We start from the raw sequence: 16,463 nt of genomic DNA, 5'->3' as shown, positions 1-16,463 counted from the left end.
GAGTGTGCGTGCCAGGCGGCGTGGGCAGGGCGGCCTCTTCGAAGACGGGCCCTGTCCCATGGTGGTCCGGCCGGGCCGCGGGATCTCCGCGGGGGTCTCCCGGAGGGCGGTCCCCCGCAGGCAGTCCGGCGGAGGGTCAGTCCTTGCCGGTGATCTCCCTCAGGTGGGCCTCGACGGTGGCGGGGTGGGGCATGGCGCGCATCTCCTCGCGCACCTCGGCGGCGGCGGTGCGCAGCGACGCGTCGTGCAGCAGGGAGTCGATGGCCTCCTTGGTCAGCTCGGTCGCCGCCTGGGCGATGCCGGCGCCGCGGGCCGCGATGAGCTGGGCGTTGGCGTAGCGCTCGCCCTCCTCCGGCATCAGGATCTGCGGCACGCCGTGCGCGAGCGCGGCAAGCGTGCTGCCGGCGCCGCCGTGGTGGACCAGGCCCGCGCTGGTGCGCAGCAGCAGGCTGAGCGGCACCCAGCCGCGGATCTCGACATTGTCGGGCACCGTGCCCAGCTCGGTGGTGTCGACGTTGCCGAGGGCCAGCAGGAACTCGGCGTCGATGTCGGCGGCCAGCGCGATCAGCTTGTTCAGCGGGGACAGGCCGCCGAACGCCGGGGCCATGGTGCCCAGGGTGACGGCGATGCGTGGCCGCTCGGGGGCGGTGCGGAAGTCCTCGGGAACGACGTAGCCGCCGTTGTAGGGAACGCAGCGCATCTTCCAGCCGCGGGTGTTCTGCGCGAGGCTGGGCGGGGCGATGTCGATGGCGTACTGCCGCTCGGGCAGTTCGACGCCGTAGCGCTCGAACAGCGGGGCGTTCCACTCGCGCAGCTTCTCGCTGAAGCCGTCGTAGTGGATCAGGCCGATGCCGTGCTCCACGACGGGCACGCCGACCTTGGCGGCGGCGAGCAGACCGCCCACGTACTGCGGCGAGTTGATCACCACGTCGGGGCGCCACTCCTCGGCGGCCCGGACGACGCCGTCGGTCATCACGGTCTGGTGGTTGGTCAGCTTGGCGTAGACGCGCTGGACGGCGTCGAAGTCCGCGTGGTCGATGCCCGCGTACTCGCCGGCCAGTTCTGGGTGCTTGGCGAACGTCTCCAGGACCATGCCCACGGCGTTGTGGCCCGGCATGATGTCCTCGACCGGCAGACCCGCGTCCTTCGCCTTGAGGCCGTCACCACCGGTGGCCATGAGCACCTCGTGGCCGGCGAGCCGCAGGGTCCAGGCCAGCGGTACCGTCGAGAGGGCGTAATTGGCTCCGGGGGTGGCTGCGAAGAGTACACGCATGATTGACTCCCTTTCCCTTCCGTCCATCCAATTTCGCCATCCGCGGGATCTCCGGTCCATTACCTGGCAGGTAATAACTCGCCACCGTCAGTGGGCCGTCAGGAAGGTGTCAGTGGCGCGTCAGTGCATTGTCAGACGCATGCCGCACACTATTGCTCTCCCCTATGAAAACAGGAGTTGCCGTGAAGGGTTTGGTTCTGTCGGGGGGTTCCGGTACCAGGCTGCGCCCCATCACCCACACGTCGGCGAAGCAGCTCGTTCCCGTCGCCAACAAACCCGTGCTGTTCTATGTCCTGGAATCACTCGCGGCGGCCGGAATTACGGACGTCGGCGTGGTGGTCGGCGAGACGGCCGAGGAAATCCGGGCGGCGGTCGGCGACGGTTCCCGATTCGGTCTGGACGTCACATACATCCGCCAGGACCGGCCGCTCGGCCTGGCGCACGCGGTGCTGCTGGCCCGTGACTTCCTGGGCGACGAGGACTTCGCCATGTATCTCGGCGACAACTTCGTCGTCGACGGGATCACCCCGCTGGTCGAGGAGTTCCACCGGGCACGGCCCGACGCGCAGATCCTGCTGACGAAGGTGGCCGATCCGTCGGCGTTCGGAGTCGCGGAGCTCGACGAGAACGGCCGGGTCGTCCAGCTCGTGGAGAAGCCGAAGTTCCCCAAGAGCGACCTCGCGCTGGTGGGTGTGTACCTGTTCACCCCCTCGATCCATGACGCGGTCCGCGAGATCCGGCCCTCCGCGCGCGGGGAACTGGAGATCACGGACGCGATCCAGCACCTCGTCGACCAGGGCCACGAGGTCCGTTCGTCGCTGATCTCGGGGTACTGGAAGGACACCGGGAACGTCACCGACATGCTGGAGGTCAACCGGCAGGTGCTGGAGAGCGTCGCCCCCCGCGTCGACGGGGACGTGGACGAGTCGAGCGAGATCATCGGCCGGGTCGCGATCGCCGAGGGCGCCCACATCCGCAACTCCCGCATCATCGGGCCGGCGATCATCGGCGCCGACTGCCGCATCACCGACACGTACATCGGCCCGTTCACCTCGGTGGCCGACGGCTGCCGGATCTCCGGCAGCGAGATCGAGTTCTCCATCGTGCTGGCGGACTCCGCCATCGACGGCGTGCACCGGATCCAGGCGTCGCTCATCGGGCGCCGGGCCGAGGTCACCGCCGCGCGCGAGGCGCCGAAGAGCCACCGGCTGGTCCTCGGGGACCACAGCAGCGTGCGCATCCGCATCTGACCCCCCTTCCTGAATCCGAAAGAGCCCACGGACAAAGGCCACGGCGAGGAGAGCCATGGACATCCGGCCGCTGGACATCGACGGCGCCTTCGAGATCGTTCCACAGCAGCACACAGACGTCCGCGGGACGTTCCTGGAGTGGTACCGCTTCGACCGGCTGGCCGACGCGGTGGGCCGTGACGTGCGCTGGGCGCAGGCGAGCCTGTCGCGCTCGGCGCGCGGTGTGACGCGCGGCATCCACTTCGCCGATGTGCCGCCGGGGCAGGCGAAGTACGTGACGTGTGTGCGGGGCGCGGTGTTCGACGTCGTCGTGGACCTCCGGGTGGGCTCCCCCACCTTTGGCCGGTGGCAGGGCGTGCGGCTGGACGACATCGAGCGGCGCGCCCTGTTCCTCGCCGAAGGGCTGGGGCACGGCTTCTGCGCGCTCACCGAGGACGCGTCGATGAACTACCTGCTGTCCACGACGTATGCGCCCGGCCGCGAGCACGTGGTGCATCCGCTGGACCCCGAGCTGGCCATCGACTGGCCGGTGGCCGACCCCGTCCTGTCCCCCCGGGACGCCGCCGCGCCGACGCTGAAGGAGGCGCGGGTCACGGGCCTGCTGCCGGACAACGCGGCCTGCCGGCGCTGGGTTTCCGGGGAGTTGACGAATAAGAATCCAATTCCCACAGCGAATTCGAGCCCTCTGCTACCGTGAAATCATGGAGAAATTCACGAGGCGTCATTACGACGTAAGGGAAATCCCGATCGCCGAACTGGTGCGGAAGACACTGGGCGTTCCCGATCTCGAAGGGCTCGACGCGAGCGACAAGGTCCACACCGTGGAAACGGACCAGAGCACGCACTACCACAAGCTCTTCTACGACAATCTGGACTCGTTTCTTCCCACCTACCGGAAGCTCGCCGCCGCCCTGCTCGGCAGCGACGCCGACCGGTTCTACATCCAGCGGGTGCCGACCTTCCGCGTGCACCTGCGGAACTCGGTCGCGGTCGGTTCCTGGCACCGCGACAGCGACTTCGGTCACGACCCCAGCGAGACGAACTACTGGGTGCCGATGACCCGTGCCTACGGCAACAACACGGTATGGATCGAGGGCGAGCCCGTCTCCGCCGAATACGGTGACGTGATCGAGTTCGACGGCGCGAACCTGTGGCACGGAAACGTCGTCAACGACACCGAGACCAGCCGCGTCAGCATGGACTTCCGCACCATACCGCGGGCGTCCTACCGGCCCAGCGAGAAGCGTTCAGCGTCCGCCGGGGTGCCCTTCACCCTCGGCGAATACTGGGACGTTCTCTGAGCGAGCCGACGGCCATGCGAACAACCACTCTGGCGGACGGCCGGACATGCGGGGCCATCGGTCTCGGCTGCATGTCGATGTCGCACTCCTACAGCCCGATGGAACGCGATGACGCGGAGTCGATCGAGGTCATCAACCGCGCCGTCGACCTGGGGATCACGTTCTTCGACACCGCCGACATGTACGGCCCGTTCACCAACGAACGACTGCTCGGCCTGGCGCTGGGCAGCCGTCGCGACGAGGTCCTCGTCGCCACCAAGTGCGGTCTGCTGGCGGGACCGGACGGCAGGCTCCGGCGGGACGCCCGGCCCGAGTACATCCGCGCGGCGTGCGACGCCTCGCTGAAGCGGCTCGGCACGGACGTCATCGACCTCTACCAGTTGCACCGCGTCGATCCCGCGGTGCCGCTGGAGGAGAGCTGGGGCGCGATGGCGGAGCTGGTGCGCGAGGGCAAGGTGCGCGCGCTGGGCATCTCCCATCCGACCGTGGAGGAACTGGAGCGGGCGCGGGCGGTGTTCCCCGTCACCGCGGTGCAGCACGAGCTCTCGGTGTGGGCGTCCTACACCCGCGAGGACGTGCTGCCGTGGTGCCGGAAGAACGCCGTGACGTTCCTCGCGTTCGCCCCGCTCGGCCGGGGGTTCCTCACCGGGCGGCTGCCCACGGCGCCGTTCCCGGAGAACGACTCCCGGTCCCGGGATCCGCGCTTCGCCAAGGGCGCCATGGCCGAGAACCAGGCCATCGTCACCGCCATCCGGATGGTCGCCGAGCGCCATGAGGCGACGCCGGCGCAGGTGGCGCTCGCCTGGGTGCTGGCGCAGGGCGAGGGCGTGTTGCCCATACCCGGCACCAAGAAGATCCGCTGGCTGGAGGAGAACGCCGCCGCCACCGAGCTGACGCTCAGCCAGGAGGATCTGGAGGACCTTGATGCCATGCCGCCGCCCGCCGGGCACCGGAGGTGGGTCTGAGCGAGCGGCGCGCCCCCGGAGGGCGGCACGGCGGGGTGGGTGCCCGCCGTGCCGCCCTCATTCTTTCGCCCCCGTGACACCGGGCGCCCAGGGGCAGCGCTCACGGCAAAGGCCCCGCCGGCGGCGGGGCCTTTCCCGAATCGTTGGGTGCCTGAATCGTTCGGTGCCGGCCGTCAGGCGCCGGCGGCGGTGCGCAGGGCGTCGACGCGGTTGGTGGACTCCCAGGTGAATTCGGGGAGTTCGCGGCCGAAGTGGCCGTAGGCGGCGGTCTGGGCGTAGATGGGCCGCAGCAGGTCCAGGTCGCGGATGATCGCGGCCGGGCGCAGGTCGAAGACCTCGGTGATGGCCTGCTCGATGCGATCGGTGGGGACGGTCGCGGTGCCGAAGGTCTCCACGAACAGGCCGACCGGCTCGGCCTTCCCGATCGCGTAGGCGACCTGGACCTCGCAGCGCCGGGCCAGGCCCGCGGCCACCACGTTCTTGGCGACCCAGCGCATGGCGTAGGCGGCCGAACGGTCCACCTTGGAGGGGTCCTTGCCGGAGAACGCGCCGCCGCCGTGCCGGGCCATCCCGCCGTAGGTGTCGATGATGATCTTCCGGCCGGTCAGCCCCGCGTCACCCATCGGGCCGCCGATCTCGAACCGGCCCGTCGGGTTGACCAGCAGCCGGTACCCGTCGGTGTCCAGCTTGATGCCCTCGTCCGTCAGCAGCTTCAGCTCCGCCTCGACGACGAACTCCCGGATGTCGGGCGCCAGAAGAGAGTCCAGGTCGATGTCGGACGCGTGCTGGCTGGAGACCACCACGGTGTCCAGCCGGGCCGCGCGGTCGCCGTCGTACTCGATGGTGACCTGCGTCTTGCCGTCCGGGCGCAGATAGGGCACCGCGCCGTTGCGCCGCACGTCCGAGAGGCGGCGGGCCAGGCGGTGGGCGAGGTGGATGGGCAGCGGCATGAGCTGCGGGGTCTCGTCGCAGGCGTAGCCGAACATCAGGCCCTGGTCCCCGGCGCCCTGCCGGTCCAGCTCGTCGTCGTCGCCCTCCACGCGGGCCTCGTAGGCGGCGTCCACACCCTGCGCGATGTCCGGCGACTGCGCGCCGATCGACACCGACACCCCGCAGGAGGCCCCGTCGAAGCCCTTCTTGGAGGAGTCGTAGCCGATCTCCAGGATCTTCTCCCGCACCAGGGCGGCGATCGGGGCGTAGGCCTGGGTGGTGACCTCGCCGGCCACATGGACCAGGCCCGTGGTCAGCATGGTCTCGACGGCCACCCGCGAGGCGGGGTCCTCCCGCAGCAGCGCGTCCAGAATCGTGTCACTGATCTGGTCCGCGATCTTGTCCGGATGCCCCTCGGTCACGGACTCCGAGGTGAAGAGACGACGAGGCACAGCAGATCTCCTTGGCGATGACGGTGAATGGTCGGTTGCACCGGTGAACTGCCGCATGCCGCGGGCGAGGCTGCCCGGCCCGCGTCAGATCGCGTACGACAGGTCCGCGGCTCTACTTTCCCGGTAGTCCAGGTCCGGGTCGTGCCCGAGGATGGCCAGCTCCGTCCGGCGCAGTACCGGAGAAGGCTCAATTCCGAGATCGTTGGCCAGGCGGGACCACATCTGACGATAAGTGGCCAGGGCCTCCGCCTGCCGTCCCGAACGGTAGAGAGCAAGCATCAATTGCTCGCAGAAACGCTCCCGCAGGGGATTCGCCGCATGCGCCTCGCGCAACTCGCCCAGAATATGGGTGTGGTTGCCAAGCGCGAGTTCGCTTTCGAAAAACAACTCCAGCGCGTGTATCCGGTATTCCTCATAGCGCACCGCGGCGGCCTGGCACAGGACGCCGTGGACATCGCCGCCGAACACCGGACCGCGCCACATGAGCAGGGCAGCGCGCAGGACCTCGGACGCCCGGCGCGGGTCCCGGGGCAGGCTCTCCTGCGCCCGGCGCACCTCGGACACGAAGACCGTGGCGTCCAGCTCGCCCTCGGCGACGAGGAGCTGATAACCGAAGGGATTGCCGACCAGCCGGGAGGAGGTCCGGTGCGGTTCCAGCGCGCCGATTTTCTTGCGCAGCCGGCTGATATGCGCGTGCAGGGCGTTCGCGACACCATCCGGCGGCGATTCCCCCCAGAGCTCGCCGACCAGGGACTCGGCCGGCACGATCCGGCCCTCGCTGGCCAGCAGGACCTGAAGCAGGGTGCCCTGAATTCCGCCGCGCACCGCAAACCTGCCGAAGGGAGAGTGAGCTTCCAATCTTCCCAGCAAAAAGAAATTCAGCATCAACGTCTCCGGTTCTTGCGCGGGCCGGCGCCTCGACTGGTTTCAGTTCAATATCGCTTCAGCCGCAATCCAGGCGTACTCATCGACGAATACGGTCAACGTAGACGGCAGCCGTCCGGACCGTCAAAGTCCCGACTGCTAATCCGTCACCTGCCGGGACGCGGAACGGCGCGCGTGGCCCTTGGCAACACCCGGGGGAATGAGCAGACTCGGAGAGATTGTCAGGATCATGTCCATTCTCAGGAGGAAGCGTGACCACACAGGACCCCACCTCCGCCAGACGCCCGGCCCGGTGGGCGCGGCTGATCGCCGCCGCCACCGGCTTGCTCGCCCTGACGGCCGTCCTCGTTCCCGGCGCCGCGGCCCAGGCGGCACCGGCTTTCACCGCCGCCCAGCTCGCCACCGCGGGCGAGGCGGTACGGGCCGCGGACGTCGGCGGCACCGCCTGGGCCGTCGAACCCGCCTCGGGCACCGTCCGGGTCGCGGCCGACGAGACGGTCTCGGCCGGGGAGATCGCCCGCATCGAACGCGCCGCCGGCCGCCTGGCCGGCGCCCTGGACATCGAGCGCGTTCCCGGCCGCCTGGAGCCGTTCCTCCAGGGCGGTGAGCCCATCTACGCCGACGCCGGGTGGCGGTGCGCGGCCGGGTTCAACGTCCGCTCCGGCACCACCGATTACTTCGTCACCGCGGGCCACTGCACCGAGGGCCACCCCAACTGGTACGCCAACGCCTCCCACACCACCCTGCTCGGGCCCACGATCGGCAGCAGCTTCCCGGGCAACGACTACGGGCTGGTCCGCCACGCCAACACGGCGGTGCCCCGGCCCGGCACGGTCGTCTGCAACGGCCAGGTCATCGACATCATCGGCGCGCGGAACCCGGCCGTCGGCGAGATCCTCTGGGTGGCCGCGCCCAGCGGCTGCCGCTCCGGGGGCGTCACCGGCCTCAACTACACGGTGAACTACGGCGGCGGCGACATCGTCTCCGGCCTGGGCCGGCTGAACACCTGCACCGAGCCGGGCGACAGCGGCGCCCCGGTCTTCACCGGCAACTACGCGGTGGGCATCATCTCGGGCGGCTCCGGCAACTGCGCCAGCGGCGGCACCACGTTCTTCCAGCCGATCCTGGAGATCCTCAACGCCTATGGTGTGACGATCACTTGACGCGACGCCGCCGCCTCCCGGCGCACGGGAGGTGGCGGGGCCCTGCCGCACAGGCAGCGGGCGGGCAAGCGCCCGCCCGCTGTCCGGTGCCGGGTCAGGCGAGCGTTCCGGCGGCGGCGTCTCGCAGCAGGGCGGACACATCGATGCGCTTGCCGCCCATGGCTTTGTTGATGGCGGCGATCTGGTTCTCCAGGTCGTCCACGACGGCCTCACGGCCCTGCTCCGCGATGGCGACCGCTTCCAGCCCGGCCGCGGCATAGCCGCAGACACCCCGTTCTCCCGCGGTGACCGCGAAGTCCCCCTTGGGCAGGGTGACCCGGTCCGTCCGGGCCCTGGCGATCAGCAGGAATCCGCCGGTCGCGAAGCCCAGCAACGCCCCCAGCGACCACTCCTCGATGCGGCCGCCGGCGGTGTCCTTGTCGCCGGACCCGGTCTGCGTATCGGCGTCCTCGGACGTGGGCGGTGTGACGACGGACGGGTCCAGAAGCGCCCCACCGAAGGTGCGGTTCTCCAGGATCGCGCGGGCCTGCACCGGGTCGGTGCCCCGGGTGATCACCACGGTGCCCTGGGCGCTGAGCTGATTCAGGGTGGTGGGCTGCTTCTGCGACGCCACCACCAGCTCGGACGACGTCGCTTCGTTCGTGCGGTCCTGGAAGCGCTCAAGGCACCACTGGTAAGCCTCGGCGGCGCGCCGGACCCGGTCCGCGGCCTGCCCGTGGAGATGGGCGTAGACCGAGGCGACGTGCGTCTCCCGGTAGGTCTCCCTGGCGCTGATGGCGGTCATGGTGACGCCCGTGAGCAGCCTCATGGCCTGCGTCCCGGACTCGGGTCTGTTCTCGGTCAACCGCGAGGCGATCACCTTGGTCGCCCCGATGAAGTCGGATAACGGCTTGTCGTCGATCGTCAGCATGTGCGGCATCTCTCTGCTCGCCCCGGGGACGAAGGATGACGCCCCCCCGTTCCGGCCCGTACGCGGGACAGAACCGTACAAGTATGGTGCCCCCGGCGGATTTTCGGGCGAGTTCGGCGGAACTGGGACGTGGGGGGCGGGCAGCGTCCGGCCCTACCTCCGTGGGGCCGGTCCTGGGGCGGCGGCCCACGCTTGCGTGTCGACACGTTGGTGTGCGGCCGGGGCCGTCACCGATGTGGCCCAGGAACGCTTCGTGGCTCCGCGCCGCCGGACCTAGGTTGGCACATAAGACGCTCTCCGGGCATATCGGCGGGCGGTTCGGCCGGGCCCGCCCCGCCCGCCGGTGTGACCGAGGGAGAATCATGGAACCCCTGTTCCGCATGCTGCTGGTGCGTCCCGCGGTGGGCGCGGGAGCTCCGCTCCGGCCCATCGCCCTCGGCGACGAGACCCCGCTCGCCCAGATCTTCGCCTCCGCCGCCGAGGACCGGCCCGCCGTTCTCAAACGCACCGCCGCCGATGTCGCCGGCAGCGCGCGGATGGTGCGCCGGAGCGGTGATCTCGACAGCGCGCCCCGGCTCGCCGCGTTCGCCGCGGCGCTGAAGGATCTGCTGGCGGGGCCGGGACCCGTGGGCCGCGCGGAGGTGGTGGCCGCGGCGCGGGCGGCCTTCGGCGCCGCCCCCGACGACGCCACGGTCGCCGCGCAGCTCGGCCAGGACCGGGCCCGTCTCGTGGAGAGCATTCTGGCGATCAAGCTCCTTCCCGAGCTGCACCGGCTGCCGCTGGCCGAGCTGGTCGACTCCCTGCGGCTGATCGCGCTCATCCGCCGGACGGCCGAGGACACCGACTTCCCCGAGGGCCCCGAGGAGTTGCGGCGGGCCCTGGTCGCGCCGGTACGGCTGCCCGGCGACGGGCGCGTGACGCCCGGGCCTCGCCGCCCCGCCCGCCCGACCCGGGGCCGGCGGAGGAGCGGCACCGCCTCATCGGGGAGCTGGTGGACCGGTATCGCCGGCTGGACCACGCCGTCGAGGAGCTGCACGCCCTGCCGGGAACGGCCCTGAGCAGCACACAGGTGACGGCCTCGCCGGGGCGGCTGCCCGCCGCGGAGTTGCGCCCGGTGGAGCTGGCGCGGACCGCCGTGGCGGCCCGGGGGCAGCTCTTCAAGGGGCTGAACGAGGTGATCGCCCGCCTCGGCCAGGATCAGGGAGGGCGGGAGGCGGCGGTGACCGCCGTGTCGGTGGCCGCCGGAGAGGTGCGCAAGGTGCCGTCGGTCACGCGTCTGCTCGCCGGCAGCCCGGCGGTGGGGGCACCCGAGGGCACAGTCGGCTTCCGGCTGTCGGCCCAGGCGGCCGCGGCGCTGACCCAGACGACCCGCCGGGCACTCGACGAGAACGGCCTCTCGGCGGCCGAGCACGGTCTGAGCCACCTGGTGAACCGGCTGACGGCGGCGAAGGCGCGCGCGCTCGGCGCGCTGGAGGAGCTGGACTCGACCACTTTCCACCACACGTTCAAGCACGTGGGCGACACGCTGGTCCGCATCAGCACCCCGGTCGCCACGAGGGTCAACTGGCTGGCCCTGGGCTCCACGGAGCACGCGCTGCCCGAACACGCCGCGCCGGCCGAGCGCGTTCCAGGCACGCACGGCGACGTGAAGCCCGCTGGAATCGGCGAATTGCTTCTGGTCCAGCAGCAGCTCGTCGGGTACGAGACCACCGACATCGCGCACGTCGAGAACGTGCTGCGCGGGGAGCGGCAGCTTCGTGAGCACCGCCGTCGCCGGGTCACCGAGGAGTTCACGCTGCGCGAGACGGAGACGACGACGGCCGAGGAGCGGGACCTCGAATCGACCGACCGCTTCGAGATGCGCCGCGAGACCGCGGAGACCATCAAGACGGACGCCTCTCTCAAGGCCGGACTGACCGTGTCGGGGAAGTACGGCCCCACGGTGGAGTTCTCGGCCAGCGCGGAGGGGGCGTTGTCCCGGAGCCGTGAGCAATCGACCGAGGCGGCCACGGAGTTCGCCAAGGAGGTCACCCAGCGCGCGTCCTCCAGAATCGCCGAACGGGTGCTGCGGAGGGAGACCCTGCGCGTCACCAACGAGGTCGAGGAGCGCTCCGAGCACACGCTGGACAACACCGGCGGGGCCGAGCACACCGTGGGGGTCTACCAGTGGCTCCAGAAGGTCTACCAGGCGCAGATCTTCAGCTACGGCATGCGCACCATGTTCGAGTTCATGATTCCCGAGCCGGGGGCGTTCCTGGTGGAGGCGTTCCGCCGGGCGAACGCCACCGCGCTGGAGGTGGACAAGCCGCCCGCCTTCCCGCTCAGGCCGGAGCAGATCAGCGAGGCCAACTACGGCTACTGGACCCGGGTTCTCGCCGCCACGTCCATCAAGGCGCCGCCCGAGCCCTATGTGACGAAGACCCATACCTTCAGCTCCCCCCAGGGGGAGCCGGAGACCAATGTCTCCCATGCCGCGGACATCGCCATCGACCCCGGCTACGAGGCGGTCTACGGGCATGTCGGGCACGCCATCAACGTGTGGGACAGCACCTGGAGCATCGACGTGGTCCTCGGGCGGCACACCCATCGGTTCGGCGAGGGCCGGCCGGCGCTGTGGAGCCGGGCGCTGGACGGGGAGACCGGCGCGGTACCGTTCGCGGTCAACACACTTGACGTGAGCACGGGCGCCGTGACCGTCGAGGTCGTGTGCCAGCGCACCGCCCGTGCCATGCAGCAGTGGCGGCTGGACACCCACGCGGCCCTGCGCGACGCGCACCGGGCCCGGCAGGCCGAGTACGAGGAGGCGCTGGCCCGGGCCCAGGCGGCGGCGGGCCTGGTCGTTCCCGGCAGACCTCCAGCGTTCAACCTGGAGCTGATGAAGGACGAGCTGAAGAAGGCGTGCGTCACCATCCTCACCGAGCAGCACTTCGATCTCTTCGACGCCATCGAGACGGGCAGCAACGGCCTGCCGCAGATCGACCTCCACGAGAACGAGGCCGAGGGCCCCTATGTCCGCTTCCTTGAGCAGGCGTTCGAGTGGGAGCACATGACGTGGCTCACCTACCCGTACTTCTGGGGCCGGAAGTCGCAGTGGACCGATCGTCTGGCCTTCGAGGATCCGGACCCCTCCTTCAACCAGTTCCTCAAGGCCGGGTACTGCCGGGTGTCCGTCCCCGCTCGACCGGGCTTCGAGGGCGCCGTCGACCACTTCATGACGTTCGGCGAACCCTGGCTGGGCGGCCCGCTCCCCACGATCACAAGCGACCTGTACCTGCCCATCTCCGAGGAATTGGCCGAGCGACTCGACCGCCCGGGCGACGAGGTGCCGGTCGGCGAACCCTGGCAGGTCCGGATTCCCACCACGCTCGTCCGGCTGCGCCCGGACGGCTCGCTCCCCACCTGGCGTCAGAACCAGGACGGCGCCTGGGTGGAACAGTGACGGCCCCGCCCGCGGCGACGCCGCGCACCACGGCGGGCCTCGGCCGCTACCGGAGCGAACTGGCGGACTGTGAACGCGACCTGGCGCAGGCGCTGCTCAACAGCCAGGCGTACGGTCCGGTGGGCGTGGCCATCATCCGTGAGACCGCCGCTCTGATGCGGAGGCACCTGGAGGTCGCGCCGGATTCCGTGCTCGCCTTCGACTCCCTGCACGAGGACGGCCGTTCGGGAGCGGCACTCTGGCGGTACCGGATGTTCCACCGGGCGTGGCTGCGATACGACCGGCGGCACGCGGACCCGCCGGGGTACGCCGCCAAGTACGCGGAGTTCGTCGCGTTCGCCAGGCTGGAGCTGGCTCGGTGGTCCGCCGAAGAGGTCATCCGCGTGCCCGAGGAGGGCATCGTCTATGTCGTCCGCCGCAACCGGGCCGCCGTGGAGATCATGGGAGTGGTGCTGGAGGAACTGGTCGGCCGGTTCGAACACCACACGACGGAAGCGGATTTCTACGGGATCTCGCCGCTGGACGCCTACCGTCGCATGCTGCTGGAGCGTGACGATCTCCTGGCCGCGCTGCGTCTGGGGCAGACACTTCCCCTGGACTCGCGGAAGTACCGCGTCGGTCTTCCCGCGCGCCCGGCGTGGGCGGAGGCCGTGGAGCTGGGAATCGGGTTCATTCCCGTCGTGGGAAGCCTGGTCGCCGCCTACGAGGCATACTCCGGCAAGGATCTCTTCGGCTATCCGCTCAGTCCCGTCGAACGTGCCGTGCTGGGGGCCTCCGTGCTGCTGCCGGCCGCCGCCCGCCTGGCGAAGGGCGGCCGGGCCCTGTACTCGGCCGGCCGGATGCAGCGCATGTACGGGCGGGAGGCCGCCGCCTGGTCGCGGGTGTTGGGCAGCGCCGAGCGGCTCAGCGCCAGTCCCGAGACGCTGCGCGTGCTGCGCGCCGCGGAAGCCGGGGTGGTCGCCCGCTCCCCGCTGTCCCGCGCGGAGAGCCTGGCGGTGTCGGAGGCCCTGGAGACCGCGGCGCTCGGCCGCACGGGGGTGCCGGCCGCCATGCCTGTGGTCCGGGCCGAGGTGCGCGAGGCGTTCCGGGCTCTCGCGCACAGCCACCCGGGCATCGCCGAACTCGACGAGCTGGCCGTCAACCGCGTGCTGCGCCGCGGCGCGAACACGGACCACGTCAAGGGCCAGTTGCTGGAGGAGCTGCTGGAGACCCAGGCGGCGCGATGGCTGCGGGATCCCGCGGGGCTCACCGCGCTGGGCCTGCGACCTCGGCGCGGCCCGCTGGAGTTCATCCCCGGCCACCTGATCCGTGACGCCCTCGGGCGGCAGCTCACCGACGGGATGATCGCCCTGCGCCGCGGCGGGAGGCTGGAGGTCCTGGTCATCTTCGAGGCCAAGGGCGGGCAGCGGGCGGCGCGTGAGCTGAGGATCACCCCCGCGGGCCGGGAGAAGTCGCCCGAACTCCGCGCCTACGCCGAGGACTGCCACCGGGAAGTGGTGGAACGGGCACGCCTGTCCGGGAGCGACGTCACCGTCTCCGTGGAGGAGATCGAGGCGGAGATCGCGCGGTCGGAGCGGGGCGGCCAGGTGCGGCGTGACATGGAGCGGCTGGTGCCGGTGGCGGGGGATGACCCCACCGGCCGGGCCACCAGGTTCACCGACATCTTCATCGGCGGGGTCAGCACGCCGGTGTGGGTCTCCCCGAGGCGGACGAAGATCTTCGGGGTGGTGCCCCGCGACGTGCGCCCCGGCCGCATGGTGGAGGATCTGCGGGCCCTCGGCTACGACTTCGAGATTCTCGGCCTGCCGATCACCCAGCGGCAGCTCACCGAAGCGGCGGCGACGCTCACGAAGGTCTTCGAGGCACTCTGAGGGCAGCCGCGGCACGGGACGGCAACGGGGCCGGGAGCGATGGTGCACCGGGCGCGGCTGGCGCGCGGAAAGCCGTTGCCGGCCGGCGGCGGGTGCGTGAGGCTTTGGTGAGCCTGACGGGCCATCGGTGGAAGGGACCCCGCATGTCTGCTCAACTACCGGTCGACGTAGCCGAGTTCTACCGGACCCAGTCGACCGTCACCGACCCGGGCGAAGCGGGCCGGGCGTTCCTCGGCGGGCTGCCGAGTGACCCTGGCGCGCTGGCCCGAGTCGTCCGGGGGCTGATCATCCACCGTCTGGAGGCCGATCGCTTCGACTACCGGCCACCGGAGGAGCGGCTGCATCACGACGCCGAGACCCGCTACGTCGACGACATGCTGCGGATCATCCGCGAGCGCCGCGACGCACCGCTGACCGAGCGCCGCGAGCCGGACGAGCGGTTGGTCGGCACCTGCCGGGACTTCGTCGTGCTGCACGTGGCCCTGCTGCGCGAAGCCGGGATTCCGGCCCGGGCCCGGGCCGGGACCTGCACGTACTTCTCACCGCACCACTGGGTCACCGAGTACTGGGACACGGCGCGCGGCTGGACGCTGGTCGACCCGGAACTCACCTTCGCGGCGGGCGAGGAGACGCACGGGTTCCCGTTCGACCCCTACGACGTTCCCCGGTCGGACTTCCTGCCCGGGGGAACGGGCTGGCGCCGGGCGCGGGGACACGACGCGGAACAGCCGGACTCCCCCAACTGGCCCGTGCTCGTCAGTGATGTGCTGCTCGACCTGGCCACGCTCAACAAGGTGGAGATGCTGCCCTGGGACAGTTGGGGCGCGTCGGACCTGCTGGAGAACGGAGAGCCGGCCGCCGGGGAACTCCGGCTCCTGGACTCCGTGGCGGCGGTGACCGGACTGCCCGGCCCGCCCCTCGCCGAGCTGCGGCGGATCTTCACGTCCGACGACCGGCTGCGCGTCCCGGCGGCGGTCACCTCGTACACCACGCACCTCGGCGTCCGGAAGGTCACCCTGCGCCGCTGAAGCCGGTTGGCGCTCAGCGCTCGTTGCCCGCGCGCAGCCAGGCGATGTAGTCGGCGACGGCCCGTTCGGTGTCGTAGGCGGGCCGGTATCCGGTGTCCTGCTGGAGACGGGTGATGTCGAGGTGGTTCCGGGGGCCGGCCTCGCCGGCGGGCAGCTCGATCCGGGCGTCGGGGACGACCGTCCTGATCGCGGCGGCGACCTCGGCGTTGCTCGTCGCGCGGCCGGAGGCGACGTTGTAGGTGCGGTGGCCCAGCCGGTCACCGAGCTGGAGGAGCGCGATGGCCCGGCCCGTGTCCTTCACGTAGCACAAGTCGATCGAGTCCTCCGCGTGCGCGGGGGCGCGCAGATGGGAGAGGTCCGGCTCGGTGCCGCGGGCGGCGGCGTGGACGAGCTCGGGGGCGGCGAAGAACGGATCGACGTGGCCGCGCGGTCCCCACGTGGCGGAGATGCGGTAGTTGACGATGTCCATGCCGGTGGCGCCGGCCAGGTGGTCGTTGAGGAGCTCACCGATCTTCTTGAACGCCGGGATCAGGTGGGGCGACGTCATGGGCAGGGGCATGTCCTCATGAAGCGCGCCCTCGCCGGCGACGCCGGAGTACACGCCGATCGTGCTCGCGACGCCCACCCGCGCCACGCCCCAGCTCCGGGCGGCCTCCAGGATGTTGAACAGGCCGCCCAGCGCCCTGCGCGTCGCGTCGATGGGCTCGTCGGAGCCGGGGGGCCACGGCATGGACCCGGCGAGGTGCACGATGCCGGTGATCTTGCGGCGTGTGCCGATGTCGAGCAGCGACGGCAGATCGGTGATGTCGGCCCGCTCCACCGCCGCCCGCGCGGCGTCGAGGAAGGCCGGCACCTCGGCTTCGCGGCGCTGGACCAGCACGCAGTCCTCGCCCATGTCCTGAAGCGCCCGCACGGTGTGGGAGCCGATGAAACCAAGACCCCCGGTGACCAGAATCATTTCCGACACTCTCCCAACGTCTCTCCTCGAATCCGTGG

General features: G+C 70.8%; 14 protein-coding genes. 9 read left to right on the top strand and 5 right to left on the bottom strand.

Annotation, left to right across the window (positions count from 1 at the left end; translation table 11 throughout):
- Window positions 1-136 precede the first annotated feature (136 nt).
- Entirely contained in the window at window positions 137-1,273 is a 1,137-nt protein-coding gene (locus tag RM590_RS28085; RefSeq protein ID WP_311707540.1) for a nucleotide disphospho-sugar-binding domain-containing protein, read from the bottom strand.
- 182 nt (window positions 1,274-1,455) lie between these two features.
- Between RM590_RS28085 and RM590_RS28080 the strand changes: the two genes are divergently transcribed.
- The 4 genes from RM590_RS28080 to RM590_RS28065 all read left to right on the top strand — a co-directional run bounded on the left by RM590_RS28080 (window position 1,456) and on the right by RM590_RS28065 (window position 4,789).
- Window positions 1,456-2,523, top strand: a complete 1,068-nt coding sequence (locus tag RM590_RS28080; protein WP_311707539.1) for a glucose-1-phosphate thymidylyltransferase — start codon at window positions 1,456-1,458, stop codon at window positions 2,521-2,523.
- 61 nt (window positions 2,524-2,584) lie between these two features.
- Window positions 2,585-3,220: a dTDP-4-dehydrorhamnose 3,5-epimerase family protein gene (locus RM590_RS28075; protein ID WP_311707571.1), complete on the top strand. Its 636-nt coding sequence runs from the start codon at window positions 2,585-2,587 to the stop codon at window positions 3,218-3,220.
- Window positions 3,221-3,224: 4 nt separating this feature from the next.
- Window positions 3,225-3,824 carry a streptomycin biosynthesis protein StrG gene (locus RM590_RS28070; RefSeq protein ID WP_311707538.1) on the top strand — a complete coding sequence of 200 codons (600 nt, stop codon included), beginning with the start codon at window positions 3,225-3,227 and terminating at the stop codon, window positions 3,822-3,824.
- Between the two features lie 14 nt (window positions 3,825-3,838).
- A complete protein-coding gene (locus RM590_RS28065; RefSeq protein WP_311707537.1) occupies window positions 3,839-4,789 on the top strand; it encodes an aldo/keto reductase in 951 nt (316 codons plus the stop codon).
- Window positions 4,790-4,962: 173 nt separating this feature from the next.
- Here the strand turns inward: RM590_RS28065 and metK are convergent, their stop codons facing one another.
- Window positions 4,963-6,171, bottom strand: a complete 1,209-nt coding sequence (gene metK / locus RM590_RS28060; RefSeq protein ID WP_311707536.1) for a methionine adenosyltransferase — start codon at window positions 6,169-6,171, stop codon at window positions 4,963-4,965.
- 84 nt (window positions 6,172-6,255) lie between these two features.
- A complete protein-coding gene (locus RM590_RS28055; protein ID WP_311707535.1) occupies window positions 6,256-7,056 on the bottom strand; it encodes an AfsR/SARP family transcriptional regulator in 801 nt (266 codons plus the stop codon).
- 251 nt (window positions 7,057-7,307) lie between these two features.
- Between RM590_RS28055 and RM590_RS28050 the strand changes: the two genes are divergently transcribed.
- Window positions 7,308-8,219, top strand: a complete 912-nt coding sequence (locus RM590_RS28050) for a S1 family peptidase (RefSeq protein WP_311707534.1) — start codon at window positions 7,308-7,310, stop codon at window positions 8,217-8,219.
- A gap of 94 nt (window positions 8,220-8,313) precedes the next feature.
- Here the strand turns inward: RM590_RS28050 and RM590_RS28045 are convergent, their stop codons facing one another.
- Complete coding sequence (locus RM590_RS28045) at window positions 8,314-9,129, bottom strand: hypothetical protein (RefSeq protein WP_311707533.1); 816 nt, start codon at window positions 9,127-9,129, stop codon at window positions 8,314-8,316.
- A gap of 362 nt (window positions 9,130-9,491) precedes the next feature.
- Here RM590_RS28045 and RM590_RS28040 point away from each other — a divergent pair, with 362 nt between their 5' ends.
- From RM590_RS28040 to RM590_RS28025, 4 genes are all read left to right on the top strand, one after another.
- Window positions 9,492-10,187 carry a hypothetical protein gene (locus RM590_RS28040; protein ID WP_311707532.1) on the top strand — a complete coding sequence of 232 codons (696 nt, stop codon included), beginning with the start codon at window positions 9,492-9,494 and terminating at the stop codon, window positions 10,185-10,187.
- Window positions 10,121-12,568: a hypothetical protein gene (locus RM590_RS28035; RefSeq protein WP_311707531.1), complete on the top strand. Its 2,448-nt coding sequence runs from the start codon at window positions 10,121-10,123 to the stop codon at window positions 12,566-12,568. The genes RM590_RS28040 and RM590_RS28035 overlap by 67 nt, the downstream gene beginning before the upstream one ends.
- The gene (locus RM590_RS28030) at window positions 12,565-14,439 is read left to right on the top strand and encodes a pre-toxin TG domain-containing protein (protein ID WP_311707530.1); all 1,875 of its coding nucleotides are present in this window, start codon (window positions 12,565-12,567) and stop codon (window positions 14,437-14,439) included. Before RM590_RS28035 ends, RM590_RS28030 begins: the two co-directional genes overlap by 4 nt.
- A 143-nt stretch (window positions 14,440-14,582) precedes the next feature.
- Window positions 14,583-15,467 carry a transglutaminase-like domain-containing protein gene (locus RM590_RS28025; protein ID WP_311707529.1) on the top strand — a complete coding sequence of 295 codons (885 nt, stop codon included), beginning with the start codon at window positions 14,583-14,585 and terminating at the stop codon, window positions 15,465-15,467.
- 13 nt (window positions 15,468-15,480) lie between these two features.
- Here the strand turns inward: RM590_RS28025 and RM590_RS28020 are convergent, their stop codons facing one another.
- Entirely contained in the window at window positions 15,481-16,425 is a 945-nt protein-coding gene (locus RM590_RS28020) for an NAD-dependent epimerase/dehydratase family protein (RefSeq protein ID WP_311707528.1), read from the bottom strand.
- Window positions 16,426-16,463: the final 38 nt, after the last annotated feature.

The organism is Streptomyces litchfieldiae (assembly GCF_031845365.1).
In the GTDB taxonomy this organism is placed as follows: domain Bacteria; phylum Actinomycetota; class Actinomycetes; order Streptomycetales; family Streptomycetaceae; genus Streptomyces; species Streptomyces litchfieldiae.
Note: the sequence above shows the minus strand (reverse complement) of the source record. Positions and strands in the feature narration are given on the sequence as shown.